This is a genomic window from Streptomyces sp. NPDC002144, from assembly GCF_053593695.1.
On the sequence record NZ_JBSFDB010000005.1, the window covers coordinates 49,190 to 64,439 of the forward strand.

Genomic DNA, 15,250 nt, shown 5'->3' on the forward strand with positions numbered 1-15,250 from the left:
ACCTCCGGGGGCCCGCGGTCCTGCGGCGGGCCGTTAGCTGTGCTCGCTTACCTCATCAGGCGGCTCTTCGCCGCCGCAGTGATGCTGGTGGTCATCATCCTGGTGGTCTTCTGCATCTTCTTCCTCGTCCCCAAGTGGGCGGGCGTGGACATCGCCTCAAGCTTCGTGGGCAAGCAGGCCGACCCCGCGTCGGTGGCAGCGGTGCGCGAGAAGCTCGGACTGAGCGACCCGATCTTCGTTCAGGTCTGGCACTTCTTCAAGGGCATCTTCGTGGGCCGCACCTACGCGGCCGGCGGCGATGTCACCCACTGCGCCGCGCCCTGCTTCGGCTACTCGTTCCGTACCGAGCAGGACGTCTGGCCCGTGCTCACCGACCGCTTCCCGGTGACCCTGGGTCTGGCGCTCGGTGCCGCCGTGCTGTGGCTGGTCTTCGGTGTCGCGGCCGGTGTGCTCTCCGCCCTCAAGCGGGGCAGCCTGTGGGACCGCGGCGCGATGGTCATCGCGCTCAGCGGCGTCTCCCTCCCGATCTACTTCACGGGTCTGCTGTCGCTCGCGATCTTCAGCTACGGCCTCGGCTGGATCGACGGCAAGTACGTGCCCCTCACCGACAGCTTCTCCGGCTGGCTGGGAGGCATGATCCTGCCCTGGGTCACCCTCGCGTTCCTGTACGCGGCGATGTACGCCCGGATCACCCGCGCCACCATGCTGGAGATCCTCGGTGAGGACTACATCCGCACGGCGCGCGCGAAGGGCCTCAAGGAGCAGGTCGTCATCAGCAAGCACGCCATGCGCTCCACGATGACCCCCATCCTGACCATGCTCGGCATGGACCTCGGCGCCCTCATCGGCGGCGCGATCCTGACCGAGACGACGTTCAGCCTGCCCGGCCTCGGCCAGGCGGTGCTCAACGCCATCAAGACCCAGGACCTGCCCATCATTCTGGGCGTCACCCTGATCACTTCTCTCGCGGTGCTGATCGCCAACCTCGTGGTCGACGTCCTGTACGCCGTGATCGACCCCCGAGTGAGGCTCACATGACCGAGCTGAGCAAGAGCGGAGCGGCCGTGGGCGAGCCCACGAGCACCTCCCCCGCCCCGACGTCCTTCCTGGAAGTGCGCGACCTGAAGGTGCACTTCCCGACCGACGACGGTCTGGTCAAGTCCGTCGACGGGCTCTCCTTCACGCTGGAGAAGGGCAAGACCCTCGGCATCGTGGGCGAGTCGGGCTCCGGCAAGTCGGTGACCTCGCTCGGCATCATGGGCCTGCACACCGCCGGTCAGTACGGCAAGCGCAAGGCGCAGATATCCGGTGAGATCTGGCTGGACGGCACCGAGCTGCTGTCCGCCGACCCGGACGAGGTCCGCAAGCTGCGCGGGCGCGAGATGTCGATGATCTTCCAGGATCCGCTGTCCGCGCTGCACCCGTACTACACGATCGGCCAGCAGATCGTGGAGGCGTACCGCATCCACCACAACGTCGACAAGAAGACCGCGAAGAAGCGCGCGGTCGAGATGCTCGACCGGGTGGGCATCCCGCAGCCCGACAAGCGGGTGGACAACTACCCGCACGAGTTCTCCGGCGGTATGCGCCAGCGCGCGATGATCGCGATGTCGCTGGTGAACAACCCCGAGCTGCTGATCGCGGACGAGCCGACGACCGCCCTCGACGTGACCGTCCAGGCGCAGATCCTCGACCTGATCCGGGACCTGCAGAAGGAGTTCGGCTCCGCGGTCATCATCATCACCCACGACCTGGGCGTCGTCGCCGAGCTGGCCGACGACATCCTGGTGATGTACGGCGGCCGCTGCGTGGAGCGGGGCCCGGCCGACAAGGTGTTCTACGAGCCCCGCCACCCCTACACCTGGGGTCTGCTCGGCTCGATGCCGCGCCTGGACCGTGAGCAGCAGGAGCGTCTGATCCCGGTCAAGGGATCCCCGCCGTCGCTGATCAACGTCCCGTCCGGCTGCGCCTTCAACCCGCGCTGCCCGTACGCCGACGTCCCCAAGGACAACGTCACCCGCACGGTCCGCCCCGAGCTGACCGAGGTCGGCAGCCAGCACTGGGCCGCCTGCCACATGACGCAGGAGCAGCGGGAGCGTATCTGGACCGAAGAGATTGCGCCGAAGCTGTGAGCGAGGACAAAGCCGTGACCACTCCCGCGAAGAGCGACGGTGCCACCCTCACCAAGGACGCCGCCGCCGGCGAGACCCTGCTGAAGGTGACGGGACTGCAGAAGCACTTCCCGATCAAGAAGGGTCTGCTGCAGCGCCAGGTCGGCGCCGTGCACGCCGTCGACGGCCTCGACTTCGAGGTCCGGGCCGGTGAGACCCTCGGTGTCGTGGGCGAGTCCGGCTGCGGCAAGTCGACCATGGGCCGGCTGATCACCCGGCTGCTGGAACCGACCGGCGGCAAGGTCGAGTTCGAGGGCAAGGACATCACGCACCTCGGCGTCAGCGGCATGCGCCCGCTGCGCCGCGACGTGCAGATGATCTTCCAGGACCCGTACTCCTCGCTGAACCCGCGCCACACCATCGGCACGATCATCGGCGCCCCCTTCAAGCTCCAGGGCGTCGAGCCCGAGGGCGGAGTGAAGAAGGAGGTCCAGCGGCTGCTGTCGGTGGTCGGTCTCAACCCCGAGCACTACAACCGCTATCCGCACGAGTTCTCCGGTGGTCAGCGCCAGCGCATCGGTATCGCCCGCGCGCTCGCCCTGAACCCGAAGCTGGTCGTGGCGGACGAGCCGGTGTCCGCGCTGGACGTGTCGATCCAGGCCCAGGTCGTCAACCTGCTGGACGACCTCCAGCAGGAGCTGGGCCTGACGTACGTGATCATCGCGCACGACCTCTCGGTGGTCCGGCACGTCTCGGACCGGATCGCGGTGATGTACCTCGGCAAGATCGTCGAGCTGGCCGACCGTGAGTCGCTGTACAGGGCGCCGATGCACCCGTACACCAAGGCGCTGATGTCGGCGGTGCCGATCCCGGACCCGCGGCGCAAGAACGAGAAGAGCGAGCGGATCCTGCTCAAGGGCGACGTGCCCTCGCCGATCTCCCCGCCGAGCGGCTGCCGCTTCCACACCCGGTGCTGGAAGGCGACGGAGATCTGCAAGACCACCGAGCCGAAGCTCACCGAGCTGAAGCCCGGCCAGCAGGTCGCCTGCCACCACCCGGAGAACTTCGAGGACCAGGCTCCGCAGGACACGGTCCTGCTGACCATGGCCAAGGAGGCGGCCGAACTGGTCGCCGACGAGGTCCTCGCGGAGTCGGCGGAGACGTCGGCGGCGGTGGCGGCGGAGGTCGCGGAGACCCCGGCGGGCCCCGCGGCCGAGGAAGCCGCCGAGACCCCGGCGACCGAGGAAGCCGCCGCGAGCGCCGAGACGCCCGCGGCCGCCGAGCCGGAGACCGGCGAGAAGTAGGCCGGATTCGTCCACGGGAAGGCCCCGGCAGTCCGAACGGGCTGCCGGGGCCTTCCCGTGTCCCGCGTGGAACAGGAGTCAACCGGCGAGTAGCGCATGACGAGTTGGCAAAGTCGTGTACATGACCGAATGGGGGGAGGCAGGGTCGGCGTATCCGGCTGAATCGGATCACGCACCGAAGGGACGACCCATGGCCTTCTCCCGTTCGGCACGTTTAGGGGCCCTCGCGACAGCGGCGGCCTCTTTTCTTGTCATCGCCGCCTCTCCCGCCCCCACCCCGGGCGCCCCCGGCATCGGCGACACCTACTTCCCGAACCTCGGCAACGGCGGCTTCGACGGCCGGCACTACGACCTCGACGTGGCGTACAACCCGGACACCGACCGCCTCGACGGCCGTACGACCCTCACCGCCCGCGCGACCCAGACCCTCTCGTCCTTCGATCTCGACCTGCAGAAACTGGAGGTCACCCGGGTCGAAGTGAACGGCAGACGGGCCGAGTTCACCCGCGACGGCGACGAACTGCACGTCACGCCCGAGGGAGTTCTCCGCAAGGGGCGCACCTTCAAGGTCACCGTCACCTACGGCGGCGTACCCGAACCCCTCAGCGGGCCCATCGTGTTCGGCTCCGACTACGGCTGGATGAAGACCCCCGACGGCGTCTTCGTCGCCTGCGAGCCCAACGCCGCCTCCACCTGGTTCCCGTCCAGCGACCACCCCTCCGACAAGGCCACCTACGACATCCGCATCAAGGCCCCGAAGGGCCTGACCGGCGTCTCCAACGGCCGGCTGGTCTCGACGTACGACAAGGACGGCTCGACGTACGCCCACTGGCGCGAGAGCAGGCCGATGGCGAGCTACCTCGCTACCGCCACGATCGGGAAGTTCGACGTGAAGACCGGCCGGACCCCGTCCGGCATTCCGATCTACGTCGCCATCGACCCGGTGCTCGCGGGCAGCAACAGCGTCGACGTGTACGGCGTGACGGCCGCCGCCACCGACTACTGGTCGCAGGTCTTCGGGCCCTACCCCTTCGAGGAGACCGGCGCGATCGTCGACGACATGCCCCAGGTCGGGTTCTCGCTGGAGGTGCAGAGCAAGCCGGCCTACTCGGCCGTGCGCAACGAGACCACGATCGTCCACGAGCTGGCCCACCAGTGGTTCGGCGACTCGGTGTCGGTGGAGCGCTGGAAGGACATCTGGCTCAACGAGGGCTTCGCGACGTACGCCCAGTGGCTGTGGGCCGAGCACCGGGGCACCCGCAGCGCCCACGACTCGTTCCTCGCCGCCTACAACTCCCGCCCGGCGGACAGCGCCTTCTGGCAGACCGTCGTCGCCGACCCGCAGCGCGACACCATGTTCGCCTCCGCGGTCTACCAGCGCGGCGCGATGACCCTTCAGGCGCTGCGCGAGCGCATCGGCGACACGGCGTTCTTCCGGCTGCTGCCGACCTGGACCAAACTCCACCGGTACGGCAACGCCGACACCGCCCAGTTCATCGCGCTCGCCGAGAAGGTCTCCGGGCAGAAGCTGGGCGACCTGTTCCAGAAGTGGCTCTCCACCACGGGCAAACCGGCTCTGTGAAACAGCCCGGGTAAGAATGTGGGGTGCTCCAGCAACTGTTCAGCCCCTCCGTCCAGCACACGCTCGACCTCGTCGGCATCTTCGTGTTCGCCATCTCCGGCGCGCTGCTGGCCGTCCGCAAGAACTTCGACGTGTTCGGCATCGCCGTGCTCGCCGAGGTCACCGCTCTGGGCGGAGGGCTGTTCAGGGACCTGGTCATCGGCGCGGTGCCGCCCGCCGCCTTCACCGACCTCGGCTACTTCGTGACCCCGCTGCTCGCCGCCCTGCTGGTGTTCTTCCTGCACCCGCAGGTGGAGCGCATCCAGGTCGGGGTGAACGTCTTCGACGCGGCCGGCCTCGGCCTGTTCTGCGTGGCCGGCACGACCAAGGCGTACGAGTACGGGCTGGGCCTCACCGCGTCCGCCTGCCTGGGCCTGGCCACCGCCGTCGGCGGCGGCGTGCTCAGGGACGTACTCGCCAACGAGGTGCCGTCGCTGCTGCGCTGGGACCGCGACCTGTACGCGGTCCCGGCGATGGTCGGCGCCACCATGGTCGTGCTCTGCATCCGCTACGACGTCCTCGGTCCCCTCACCAGCGGACTGGCCGCGCTCACGGCTTTCGTCCTACGCCTGCTCGCGATGCGGTTCCACTGGCGAGCGCCGCGTGCGTGGAACCGCCGGTCGACGGTTCGCGAGGAGTAGTACCCCCGAGGTGCGCCCTGTGCTGGCCCATCTCCAGCGACAGCCAGCGGAACGCCGGGACGACCTGCGGCCGCCACAGCGCCATGTTGTGGCCGCCGGCGCTCTTCGGGATGAAGACGACGTGCACGGTCGTCGGTGCCTTCGCGATCTGTTCGAGGCCGACGGCGGCCTCGTAGCCGTCGTGCGGCTGGCCGGACATGTACAGCGCGATCCGGGGCGGGGTGAACCGCTTCTTCAGCAGCAGGTAGGGGTTGTTCTCGGCCCGGACCGTGGGGTTCTGCGAGGCGAGCGAGTTGCGTTCGCCGATCGGGTCGTTGTAGCCGGAGAAGCTGATCGCCCCCATGTAGCGGTCGGGGTGCGCCACGGCCAGCTTCACCGCGCAGTGCCCGCCCGCCGAGTAGCCGGCGGTCGCCCAGCCCCGGGGCGCGGGCTCGGCGCGGAAGTTGTCCATGACCATCTTCGGCACGTCGATGCTGAGCCAGCTGTCCGCGTTGACCGTGCCCGGGATGTTCGCGCAGCCGGTGTCGACGCTCGCCAGCAGGTTGGTGCGCGGCGCCACCAGGATGAACGGGGCGACCTGTCCGCTGCGCATCAGCGGCTCCAGCTCGCGGATCACGTGCAGCGAGCCGAACCAGGCCTTCGCCGAGCCGGGGTAGCCGGGCAGCAGCTCCACGACCGGGAACTTGTGGTTCTTGTACCTCGCCTCGTTGTACTGCGGCGGGGTCCACACGTAGACCTCGGCGTTCACGCCGGAGATACGGCCCTTGAGCTGGGTCTCGCGCACGCCCCGCATACCGGGTCCGCTGGCGGCGGTGAAGTCCTGCTTCACCTTGGGCAACCGTTTCAGTGCTATGCCGCCGGTGCCGTCGGCGCCGAGGTCGGCGGCCTGCTGCACATGGTTGCCGGTGCCGAGCAGGTCGGCCCAGTTGTCGTACAGGCTGTTGGCGTTGTTGACGAGGACGAAGACCAGCGCGACCGCCGTCCCCTGCGCGAACAGCAGCATCAGCATCCGGGCCGCGGCGCGCAGGGCTTTTGGCCCGCGCATCCGCGACCACAGGACAAGAGGCAGTATCAGGGCGATCGCGAACAGCACGATCAGCGTGTAGAGGAACGGAGTCCCGGTGAGGCTCATGTCCCCATAGAGGGGGAGGAGGGGGTCCGGGTTTCGGACAGGATCGGACACTTACCAAGAAATTGCCGGAACCTCACCCGGGAGGCGGGGTGCGCTTCATCCGGCCGTAACGCTGCAAGCTACCGCTTAGTAATTTCTCGTTGTACCGTTCAGGCATGCCAGAAGCAGCTTCCGCACAGGCCACCCGGGCCACCGTCGGCGACAGCGAGTTCGACCGCGACACCGCGCTCACCCGGCGCGCCGACGGGGTCTACGCGATCGACCTCTCGGCCGGCTGGACCATCATCAACGCCGTCAACGGCGGCTATCTGCTGGCCGTTGTGGGCCGTGCCCTCGCGGACGCCCTGCCGCACTCCGACCCGTTCACGATCTCGGCCCACTACCTGACCGCCTCCCAGCCGGGCCCGGCCGTGGTCCGCGCGGACGTGGTCCGCACCGGCCGCACCCTCTCCACCGGCCAGGCCTCCCTCCTCCAGTACGACGAGGAGGGCAACGAGGTCGAACGCATCCGCGTCCTCGCCTCCTACGGCGACCTCGACGCCCTCCCCGACGACGTCCGTACGACGGCCCGGCCGCCCGCGATCCCGCCGATCGAGGAGTGCTTCGGCCCCAGCGACGGCCCGGCCCCGATCACCGGCAGCTCCGCCATCGCGGACCGTCTGATGATCAAGCTGGATCCCGCCACCCTCGGCTGGGCGGTCGGCGCGCCCTCCGGCAAGGGCGAGATGCGCGCCTGGTTCGGCCTGGCGGACGGCCGGGACGCCGACCCGCTCTCCCTCCTGCTCGCGGTGGACGCGCTGCCGCCCACCGCCTTCGAAATCGGCCTGAAGGGCTGGGTCCCCACGGTCGAGCTCACCGTCCACGTGCGCTGCCGTCCCGCCCCCGGCCCGCTCCGCGTCGCCATCACCACCCGCAACCTCGCCGGCGGCTTCCTGGAGGAGGACGCCGAGGTCTGGGACAGCGCCGACCGCCTGGTCGCCCAGTCCCGCCAACTCGCGCGCGTCAGGCTGGGATAGGGGGTCAGGCCCGGACGAGCGGTTCACGGCCGAGCCAGGCCGCCAACCGCCCGTAGGCGTCGGCCCCTTCGGGCGCCGGCACCACCGAGGCGAAGGGCGTGTCGGCGTCCCGCTCCGGGTCGGGGAGGACGCGACGGGCGACGGCGAGGGCGAACTCGGCCGACTCCGGGTCGAGTTGATGCGGCCGGCCGAGGGACTCCGACAGATCCCAGGTGTGCGTGACCAGCTCCATGACGTAGCCGGAGAGGGCGGCGCGCCCCGGGACCTCTCCCCACGGCACGCGGACCGGCGCCTCCAGACGGGCGTCGCTCTCCCAGGCCTTGAGGACACGGACGCGCACCTCGTCGTAGGCGGCCGGCCACTCGTCGTCGCCGACGCCGTCCACGAAGGGGTGGACGGCGAGACCGTCGCCGCCCTCGCCGACGACCGCGATCCGCAGGGTGCCGCCGACCATGTGACCGAGCAGGGTGCGGACGTCGAACTCGGCGCACGGGGTGGGGGAGTCGAGCTGGTCCGCCCGAACGCTCGCGATGAGCGCGGCCGCCTGCTCGGTGGCGCGGGCGTAGACGGGGCGGGGGTCGATGGCGTTCATGGCCGGCCTCTCTGTGCTGTCCTTGCGGTGCTTTCCGGTGCTCGAAGACTCCGCCCATAACCTGACAGTTTCCGTCAACATTTGCGGGCGATCGCCCGCGGCGCGATTCTGGTGTACGTGAAGTCCGACCGCCTGCTGTCGATCCTGCTGCTCCTGCAGACCCGCGGCCGCGTCCCCGCGCACGAACTGGCCGAGCGGCTGGAGGTGTCGGTGCGCACCATCTACCGGGACGTGGAGGCGCTGTCGGCCTCCGGGGTGCCGGTCTACGCCGAGCGCGGGCGGCACGGCGGGATCGAGCTGCTCGCCGGGTTCCGCACGGACGTCACGGGACTGACCGCCGACGAGTCGCGGGCGCTGTTCATCCTGGCCGCCCAGGGCGCGCACGCGGCGCTCGGGCTGGACGCGGCCCTCGGCTCGGCGCTGCGCAAGGTCATGGCCGCGCTCCCGGCGCCGCACCGCCCGGCCGCCGAGGTGACCTCCCGCCGCATCCTGGTCGACGCCACCCGCTGGAAGGGCGGCCCGCAGGGACCCGTCGACCTCGACGTCCTCCAGGACGCCGTCTTCGCCGACCGGCGGCTGCGGCTGCGCTACCGGCACAGCGGGGAGCGGGAGCCGCGGACGTACACCGTCGACCCCTACGGGCTCGTCTCCAAGGCGGGCGTCTGGTACCTCGTCGCCGACCGCCGTGCGAAGCCGCGGCTCTTCCGCGCCGACCGGGTGCGCTCGGCCGCGGTCCTGGAGGACCCCGTGAAGCGCCGTCCGGGCGTCGAACTCGCCGATGTCTGGCAGGCGTTGCGCCGTCAGGTGGAGGAGCGGCCGGGCGGGCTCGACGTCACGGTGCGCGTCCGGCACAGCCGGCTCGACATGTTCCTGCGCCTGAACGCCGCCCATCTCGCCGAACTCCCGGACACCGACGGCGAGGGGGAGTGGGTGACCGTACGGTTGTCGTACGGGGTCGTGCCCGAGGCGCGTCAACTGCTCCAGTTCGCCGACCACGTGGAGGTGCTCGAGCCGCCGGAGGTGCGCGCGGAGGTCGCGGCGGCGGCCGCCTCTGTCACGGAGCTGTACCAGCGAGCGGTCCGGGCCGGTCGGTGAAGTCGCAGGTCGTCGCGGTGCCTTGAGATCCCCTTGACCTGAGTCACAGGCCGGGGACAGACCGCCCCCAAGGAAGCCCAATGCGCCGTTGGTTGAGTGCCGGTCTCAAGGCACCCTCATCTTCCTTGGAGCTGTTTCTCATGAAGCGTGTGCGTCTCGTCCCCGCGGTGGCCCTGCTGGCGCTCTCGCCCCTGGTCCTGGCGGCCTGCGGCTCGAGCGACTCCTCGTCGTCCTCGGGCACCGGCAACTCCGGGCAGCGGCAGGCGTGTTCGGCGCCCTCCGGCATGCCCACGGGCAACGCCTCGGGCCGGCCGAGCGGTGCCCCCTCGGGCGCGCCGACGGGTAACGCGACGGCCCGGCCGACCGGCACTCCCACCGGGATGCCGAGCGGCGCGCCCGGCGGCGGTCAGGGTGGCGGACAGGGCGGCCCGGGTGGCGGCGGGGCGGGCGGTTGCGGGGGCGGCCAGGGCGGTCCCGGCGGCGGTGCCGCGCCGAGCGCCGCCCCGAGCGGGGGGCCGACGGCGGCGGCGACCAAGAGCTGACCCGTCACGCCGTACGACAGGGGCGGCACTCCCCGTGAACGGGGGGTGCCGCCCCAGTGCGTTGTCCGGTCCGCAGCGGCTCAATCCAGCCAGTGATGGCGCCCGATGCTGATGAGCCGCATCTGCCGGGTGGCGACCTGCTCGACGCGCTCGCGGTCCTCCTCGGTGCCCTCCATCGCCTCCAGGAACAGAGAGGCGGTGATCAGCATCTGGTCCACGTAGAGATGGGCCAGCATCAGCAGGTCGTCGTCGCTCCAGCCCGCGGACTCCGGGTCCTTGGCCAGTTCGGCCCGCACCTCCTCGGCGAACCGGGCGAGTTGGTCCCGTATCGCCTCGCGCACCGACTGAACTCCGCCATGTCGCTCGCGGGCGATGAAACGGACATGGGCGGGGTACTCGCTCACATGACCGGCGATCAACTCGATGGCGCGTTGGATCCGTTGGTCACTGTCGTCGGTGGTGGCCACCGTCGTCCTGATCATCGGGTGCAGGCTGCCGAGCGCCTCCTCGACCAGGGCCACGCCGAGATCCGCGATGGAGCGGAAGTGCCGGTAGAAGGCGGTCGGGGCGACGCCGACCGCGCGGGTGACCTCGCGCAGGCCCAGGCTGCTCAGGCTCTGCTCCTCCAGCAGGCCGAGGGCCGCGTCGAGGAGCGCCTGCCGGGTCTTCTGCTTCTGTGCCTGCCGGATGCCGAGGGTGTGACTCATGTCATCCAGTTAACAACTGTTCTCTGGATTTGGAAAGCCGTGAGACGCGCTAGACTCTAGAGTCAGTGAACAACTGTAACTACAACTGTTCACCGAAATGTAACGAGAGGCGTCCCCCGAGGCGTCTCGGAGGGGGTTCCATCCCATGCTGTTCCTCGTTGCCGCCCTGCTGCTGTTCGGCGCCGTACTGGGCACCGTGGCCCACGCGCCGTTCGCCTTCACCCTCGTCGCCGCCGCCGTCATCGCCGCCTGGCTCGGCATCTTCGCGCTCCGCGAGCGTCACGGCCGTCGCCGCCACACCACCACCAGCCACTGACCCACCACCGCCTCGACTGCCGGGAGCTGACCCGTCATGCAACTCACCGCCCGCGCCACCGACCGTCCCGATGCCGCCCCGACCCGCCGCGACGCCGACGGCATGGCCGTGGCCTCCTTCATCCTGGGCCTCGTCGGCCTGCTCGTCCTGAACGTCTTCCTCGGCCCGATCGCGATCATCCTGGCCACGGCCGCCCTCTGGCGCGGCACCACCCGCCGGGGCCGCGCCTTCCTCGGCCTGGGCCTGGGCGTCGCGGACCTCATCGTCCTGGTCGCCTTCATGCAGGCGGACAGCACGATCTCCTGGAGCTTCTGACGCGTACCGCCGTGGGCAGGCGTTCCGCAGGGCGATGGGGGTCCCCCCGCTCGAGCGGAGTCGAGAGTGGGGGAGGGTGGGCACGGCCTGCAGCGCCGGGTGCCGCGCGACCGACCCCAGCCGCAGCTCCGGGAGGCAGTACGCGGCCAAAGCCAAGCGCCGCGGCCCCGTAGAATCGTGCGCACCATGGCATACCTCGACCACGCCGCGACCACCCCGATGCTCCCGGAGGCAGTCGAGGCACTCACCGCGCACCTGAGCGTCACCGGCAACGCCTCCTCCCTGCACGCGTCCGGCCGCCGCGCGAGGCGCACCGTCGAGGAAGCCCGCGAGACGCTCGCGGACGCGCTCGGCGCCCGCCCCAGCGAGGTCGTCCTCACCTCCGGCGGCACCGAGGCCGACAACCTCGCGGTGAAGGGCCTGTACTGGTCCCGCCGCGACGCCGACCCCCGCCGCACCCGGGTCCTCGCCAGCCCCGTCGAGCACCACGCCGTCCTCGACGCCGTCCACTGGCTCGGCGAGCACGAGGGCGTCACCGTCGAGTACCTCCCGGTCGACAGCTACGGACGCGTCCACCCGGACGTCCTGCGCGAGGCCCTCGCCAAGAACCCCGACGACGTCGCCCTGGCCACCGTGATGTGGGCCAACAACGAGATCGGCACCGTCTTCCCGGTCCGTGAACTCGCCGATGTCGCCCAGGAGTTCGGCGTCCCGCTGCACGCCGACGCCGTCCAGGCCTTCGGCCAGGTCCCCGTCGACTTCGGCGCCTCGGGCCTCGCCGCGATGACCGTGTCCGGACACAAGATCGGCGGCCCCTACGGCATCGGCGCCCTGCTCCTCGGCCGCGAGTACACCCCCGTACCGGTCCTGCACGGCGGCGGCCAGGAGCGGCACGTCCGCTCCGGCACCCTGGACGTCCCCGCGATCGCCTCCTTCGCGGTCGCCGGCCGTCTCGCCGCCGAGCAGCGCGAGTGGTTCGCCACCGAGATCGGCGCCCTGCGCGACAGTCTGATCGAGGCGGTCCGTTCGGCCGTCCCGGACGCGATCCTCGGCGGCGACCCGGTCGACCGGCTCCCCGCCAACGCCCACTTCACCTTCCCCGGCTGCGAGGGCGACTCCCTGCTGCTGCTCCTGGACGCCCAGGGCATCGAGTGCTCCACCGGCTCCGCCTGCACCGCCGGCGTCGCCCAGCCGAGCCATGTCCTGCTCGCCACCGGCACCGACCCGGACCTGGCCCGCGGCACCCTCCGCTTCTCCCTCGGCCACACCTCCACGGAGGCCGACGTCGAGGCGGTCGCCAAGGCGATCGGCCCGGCGGTCGAGCGCGCTCGAGCCGCCGGGCTCACCTAGTTCGCCGGAGGGCTCTTCCCTAACTCTCCGTCACCATCAGGGACGCCATCATGCCCTCGTCCTCGTGCTGCAGCAGATGGCAGTGGAGCATGTACATGTAGGTGTCGTCGGTGAAGTCCGTGAACTCCATCGCGATCTCGATGGATCCGCCGCCGACCACCTCGTAGGTGTCGAACCAGCCGAGGTCCACGCCGGTCGGGTCCTCGCCGTTGATGGAGATCAACTGGTAGGGCACGTCGTGCAGATGGAACGAGTGCTCCAGCTGGGTGCTGTTCTTGATCGTCCAGATCTCCTTGGCGCCCAGCGTGGTGCTGATCATCGCCATGGAGGACATGCTGGTACCGGCGGACCCGTTGATCAGCATCGTCGCGCCGCTCTGGCCGAGGGTGATGGTCCGGGCGGTGAAGTCGCTGGTGTCGTACCGGGTGATCGTGTTGAGCGAACTCGGCAGGTCGTCCGGGGTGTCCGTGCCCGACGCGGTGATCGCGAGCACGTCGTACGTGCCGCTGCCGCCGCGCACCCAGCCGGTGGTGACGACGGCCTGGAGCGTGACCGCGTCCGACAGGTCCAGCACGAACTCCGCGCGGGCGCCCGCCACCAGGCGGATGCTGGTCACCTCGGTGGCCGCGGTGAGATAACCCTGGTCGGTGGCGATCTGGTTGAGCGTACCGCCGTCGCTGCGCTGGATGGTGATGATGTCCGACGGCGAGGCGTTCAGGCACCGGAACCGGGTGCGGGTCTTGGTCGCGGTGAAGGTGAGCGTGGTGTCGTCGACGTTGGTGCCGTTCAGCAGCAGCGGGAAGCTCAGCCCGCTGCTGAGGTAACCGGTGAGGTTGTACTTGATGTCACCGCTGCTGTCGGCGGCCAGGCTCTGGAAGATCAGCGGGATGTCGTCGGTGCCATAGGTGCTGGGGAGGTCGGAGGACGCGGTGGAGTCGTCCTCGACGATGATCATGCCGGCCAGGCCGTGCACCGCCTGCTTCGCCGTGGTGCCCAGGGCGTGCGGGTGGTACCAGAGCGTCTTGGCCTCGTCCTTGACCGTGAAGGTGGGGGACCAGGTGGTGCCGTCCGAGAAGGCGACCTGCGGGCCGCCGTCCATCTTGGCCGGGACATGGGCGCCGTGGAAGTGGACGGTGGTGTCCTCGCCCAGGCTGTTGGTGATGTTGAGCAGGACCGTGTCACCGCTGGTCCACTTCATGGTGGGGCCGAGGAAGGACTGGTTGTAGCCCATCGTGCTGCTGGTGACCCCGGAGACGACCTCGGCGGTGCCGGTCTTCGCCTCCAGCGTGAAGGTCGTGGTGCTGCCCGAGGTGGTGCCCTCCAGGAGGTCGGGGACGGTCAGGGTGGCGGTGTTGGTGGCGGCGCTCGCCTTGTTCCTGCCCGCCTCGGTCAGCAGGGAGAAGGCGCCACCGGCGCCCGCGACCGCCCCGAGTGCGACCCCGGCCATGCCGCCGAGGAACCTGCGCCGGTGCACTCCCTTGCCGCCGGAGGTGCGGGCGGTCTTGGTGTGCCTGGACTTGTTGCTGCTGCCCGTGGCGCTGGTGCGCCCATCGGGCTCGGTGATGTCAGCCATGGACCGGGATGGTCGACGTGAGTTCTGTGTGAGGACTGGGCCGAGATTAGGAGCCGGCCGGGTGCGCTGTGCGGCCGCCGTGAAGGGAGCGCTCGCTCAACTCCGTTGAACAGGAGCCACGTTGGCGTGCCGCAGGTCACCTCCGCCACGGGGGACGCAACGGACACACGAAGAACGGGGCTACGCACAGGGTCACGATTGCGTCACCGAGGCCGGGCCTGTCCGGCCCGTCGGACAAGCCCCATGTACCGCTCCCAGTCCCAGTACGGCCCCGGGTCCGTGTGGTCCGTCCCCGGCACCTCCACATGCCCGATGACATGGTCCCGGTCGACGGGTATGCCGTACCGCCCGCATATCCCCGCGGTCAGTCGCGCCGAGGAGGCGTACATCGCGTCCGTGAACGACGACCGCCGCTCCACGAAGCCTCGTGCTCGATGCCGACGCTGCGTTCGTTGTACTTCCGGTTGCCCGCGTGGAAGGCCACGTCCAGCTCGCGGATCATCTGGGTGACCTGCCCGTCCTCGCGGACGATGTAGTGGGCCGCGGCCTGATGACGGGGGTCCTCGAAGGCCTTGACCGCGCTCGCGTAACCGCCCTGGGTGACATGGACCACCACGCGGTCGATCGCGTAGTCGTCCGGCCGGTCCGCCCGCCGGTAGTTCGCCGGGGAGGCCGCGATCCACCGCGCGCCCCGGAAGTCCACCGCCCCAGCCACCCGCGGCTTCTCCACCCCCGGCAGCCGCCACCACAGACGGGACAGCTCCTCGCGGGCCAGCGCTGCCGTGCCCACGGCGGCCACCGCCCCGCCGACGATCAGCGCACGGCGCCCGAGCCGCCGGTCGGCGTCGACGTCCCTCGTCCCGTCCCCCATGTGATCGCCCTCTCCGTCCCCCTGTGATCGTCAACGGATACTCGTGGGCTCCGGTTCCCGACGG

At 70.3% G+C, this 15,250-nt stretch carries 15 protein-coding genes and 1 pseudogene; 11 read left to right on the top strand and 5 right to left on the bottom strand.

From position 1 onward, the window contains the following. The first annotated feature begins 39 nt into the window (after window positions 1-39). The 5 genes from ACWCQ1_RS09265 to ACWCQ1_RS09285 all read left to right on the top strand — a co-directional run bounded on the left by ACWCQ1_RS09265 (window position 40) and on the right by ACWCQ1_RS09285 (window position 5,677). Entirely contained in the window at window positions 40-1,038 is a 999-nt protein-coding gene (locus ACWCQ1_RS09265) for an ABC transporter permease (RefSeq protein ID WP_133046671.1), read from the top strand. Continuing rightward, complete coding sequence (locus tag ACWCQ1_RS09270) at window positions 1,035-2,132, top strand: ABC transporter ATP-binding protein (protein WP_133046672.1); 1,098 nt, start codon at window positions 1,035-1,037, stop codon at window positions 2,130-2,132. Before ACWCQ1_RS09265 ends, ACWCQ1_RS09270 begins: the two co-directional genes overlap by 4 nt. A 14-nt stretch (window positions 2,133-2,146) precedes the next feature. Further along, window positions 2,147-3,415: an ABC transporter ATP-binding protein gene (locus ACWCQ1_RS09275; protein WP_358595441.1), complete on the top strand. Its 1,269-nt coding sequence runs from the start codon at window positions 2,147-2,149 to the stop codon at window positions 3,413-3,415. Window positions 3,416-3,605: 190 nt separating this feature from the next. Further along, window positions 3,606-4,997: a M1 family metallopeptidase gene (locus ACWCQ1_RS09280; RefSeq protein WP_451026173.1), complete on the top strand. Its 1,392-nt coding sequence runs from the start codon at window positions 3,606-3,608 to the stop codon at window positions 4,995-4,997. A gap of 23 nt (window positions 4,998-5,020) precedes the next feature. Next, the gene (locus ACWCQ1_RS09285) at window positions 5,021-5,677 is read left to right on the top strand and encodes a trimeric intracellular cation channel family protein (protein ID WP_133046674.1); all 657 of its coding nucleotides are present in this window, start codon (window positions 5,021-5,023) and stop codon (window positions 5,675-5,677) included. Here ACWCQ1_RS09285 and ACWCQ1_RS09290 read toward each other — a convergent pair. Continuing rightward, entirely contained in the window at window positions 5,586-6,809 is a 1,224-nt protein-coding gene (locus ACWCQ1_RS09290; protein ID WP_133046675.1) for an alpha/beta hydrolase-fold protein, read from the bottom strand. The genes ACWCQ1_RS09285 and ACWCQ1_RS09290 overlap by 92 nt on opposite strands. A gap of 155 nt (window positions 6,810-6,964) precedes the next feature. On the opposite strand from ACWCQ1_RS09290, the gene ACWCQ1_RS09295 reads away from it, so the two are divergent. Next, window positions 6,965-7,825, top strand: a complete 861-nt coding sequence (locus tag ACWCQ1_RS09295) for a thioesterase family protein (protein WP_358595453.1) — start codon at window positions 6,965-6,967, stop codon at window positions 7,823-7,825. A gap of 4 nt (window positions 7,826-7,829) precedes the next feature. On the opposite strand, the gene ACWCQ1_RS09300 is transcribed toward ACWCQ1_RS09295, so the two are convergent. Further along, window positions 7,830-8,417, bottom strand: coding sequence for a TIGR03086 family metal-binding protein (locus tag ACWCQ1_RS09300; RefSeq protein ID WP_451026174.1), 588 nt, complete (start codon window positions 8,415-8,417; stop codon window positions 7,830-7,832). Window positions 8,418-8,534: 117 nt separating this feature from the next. Between ACWCQ1_RS09300 and ACWCQ1_RS09305 the strand changes: the two genes are divergently transcribed. Further along, entirely contained in the window at window positions 8,535-9,512 is a 978-nt protein-coding gene (locus tag ACWCQ1_RS09305; RefSeq protein WP_358595459.1) for a helix-turn-helix transcriptional regulator, read from the top strand. Between the two features lie 140 nt (window positions 9,513-9,652). Next, window positions 9,653-10,054: a hypothetical protein gene (locus ACWCQ1_RS09310; protein WP_358595462.1), complete on the top strand. Its 402-nt coding sequence runs from the start codon at window positions 9,653-9,655 to the stop codon at window positions 10,052-10,054. A gap of 80 nt (window positions 10,055-10,134) precedes the next feature. On the opposite strand, the gene ACWCQ1_RS09315 is transcribed toward ACWCQ1_RS09310, so the two are convergent. Next, on the bottom strand, window positions 10,135-10,761 hold the full coding sequence (locus ACWCQ1_RS09315; RefSeq protein ID WP_358595465.1) for a TetR family transcriptional regulator: 627 nt from the start codon (window positions 10,759-10,761) through the stop codon (window positions 10,135-10,137). Between the two features lie 145 nt (window positions 10,762-10,906). Between ACWCQ1_RS09315 and ACWCQ1_RS09320 the strand changes: the two genes are divergently transcribed. The 3 genes from ACWCQ1_RS09320 to ACWCQ1_RS09330 all read left to right on the top strand — a co-directional run bounded on the left by ACWCQ1_RS09320 (window position 10,907) and on the right by ACWCQ1_RS09330 (window position 12,742). Next, window positions 10,907-11,077: a hypothetical protein gene (locus tag ACWCQ1_RS09320; protein WP_165954994.1), complete on the top strand. Its 171-nt coding sequence runs from the start codon at window positions 10,907-10,909 to the stop codon at window positions 11,075-11,077. Between the two features lie 36 nt (window positions 11,078-11,113). Then, window positions 11,114-11,392 carry a DUF4190 domain-containing protein gene (locus ACWCQ1_RS09325; protein WP_356769633.1) on the top strand — a complete coding sequence of 93 codons (279 nt, stop codon included), beginning with the start codon at window positions 11,114-11,116 and terminating at the stop codon, window positions 11,390-11,392. Window positions 11,393-11,578: 186 nt separating this feature from the next. After that, window positions 11,579-12,742 (top strand): cysteine desulfurase family protein, encoded by a 1,164-nt coding sequence (locus ACWCQ1_RS09330; protein WP_451026175.1) that lies wholly within the window; start codon window positions 11,579-11,581, stop codon window positions 12,740-12,742. A gap of 19 nt (window positions 12,743-12,761) precedes the next feature. Here the strand turns inward: ACWCQ1_RS09330 and ACWCQ1_RS09335 are convergent, their stop codons facing one another. After that, window positions 12,762-14,315 carry a multicopper oxidase family protein gene (locus ACWCQ1_RS09335; RefSeq protein ID WP_451026176.1) on the bottom strand — a complete coding sequence of 518 codons (1,554 nt, stop codon included), beginning with the start codon at window positions 14,313-14,315 and terminating at the stop codon, window positions 12,762-12,764. A 203-nt stretch (window positions 14,316-14,518) separates the two neighbouring features. Continuing rightward, a pseudogene (locus tag ACWCQ1_RS09340) lies at window positions 14,519-15,186 on the bottom strand (N-acetylmuramoyl-L-alanine amidase). Window positions 15,187-15,250: the final 64 nt, after the last annotated feature.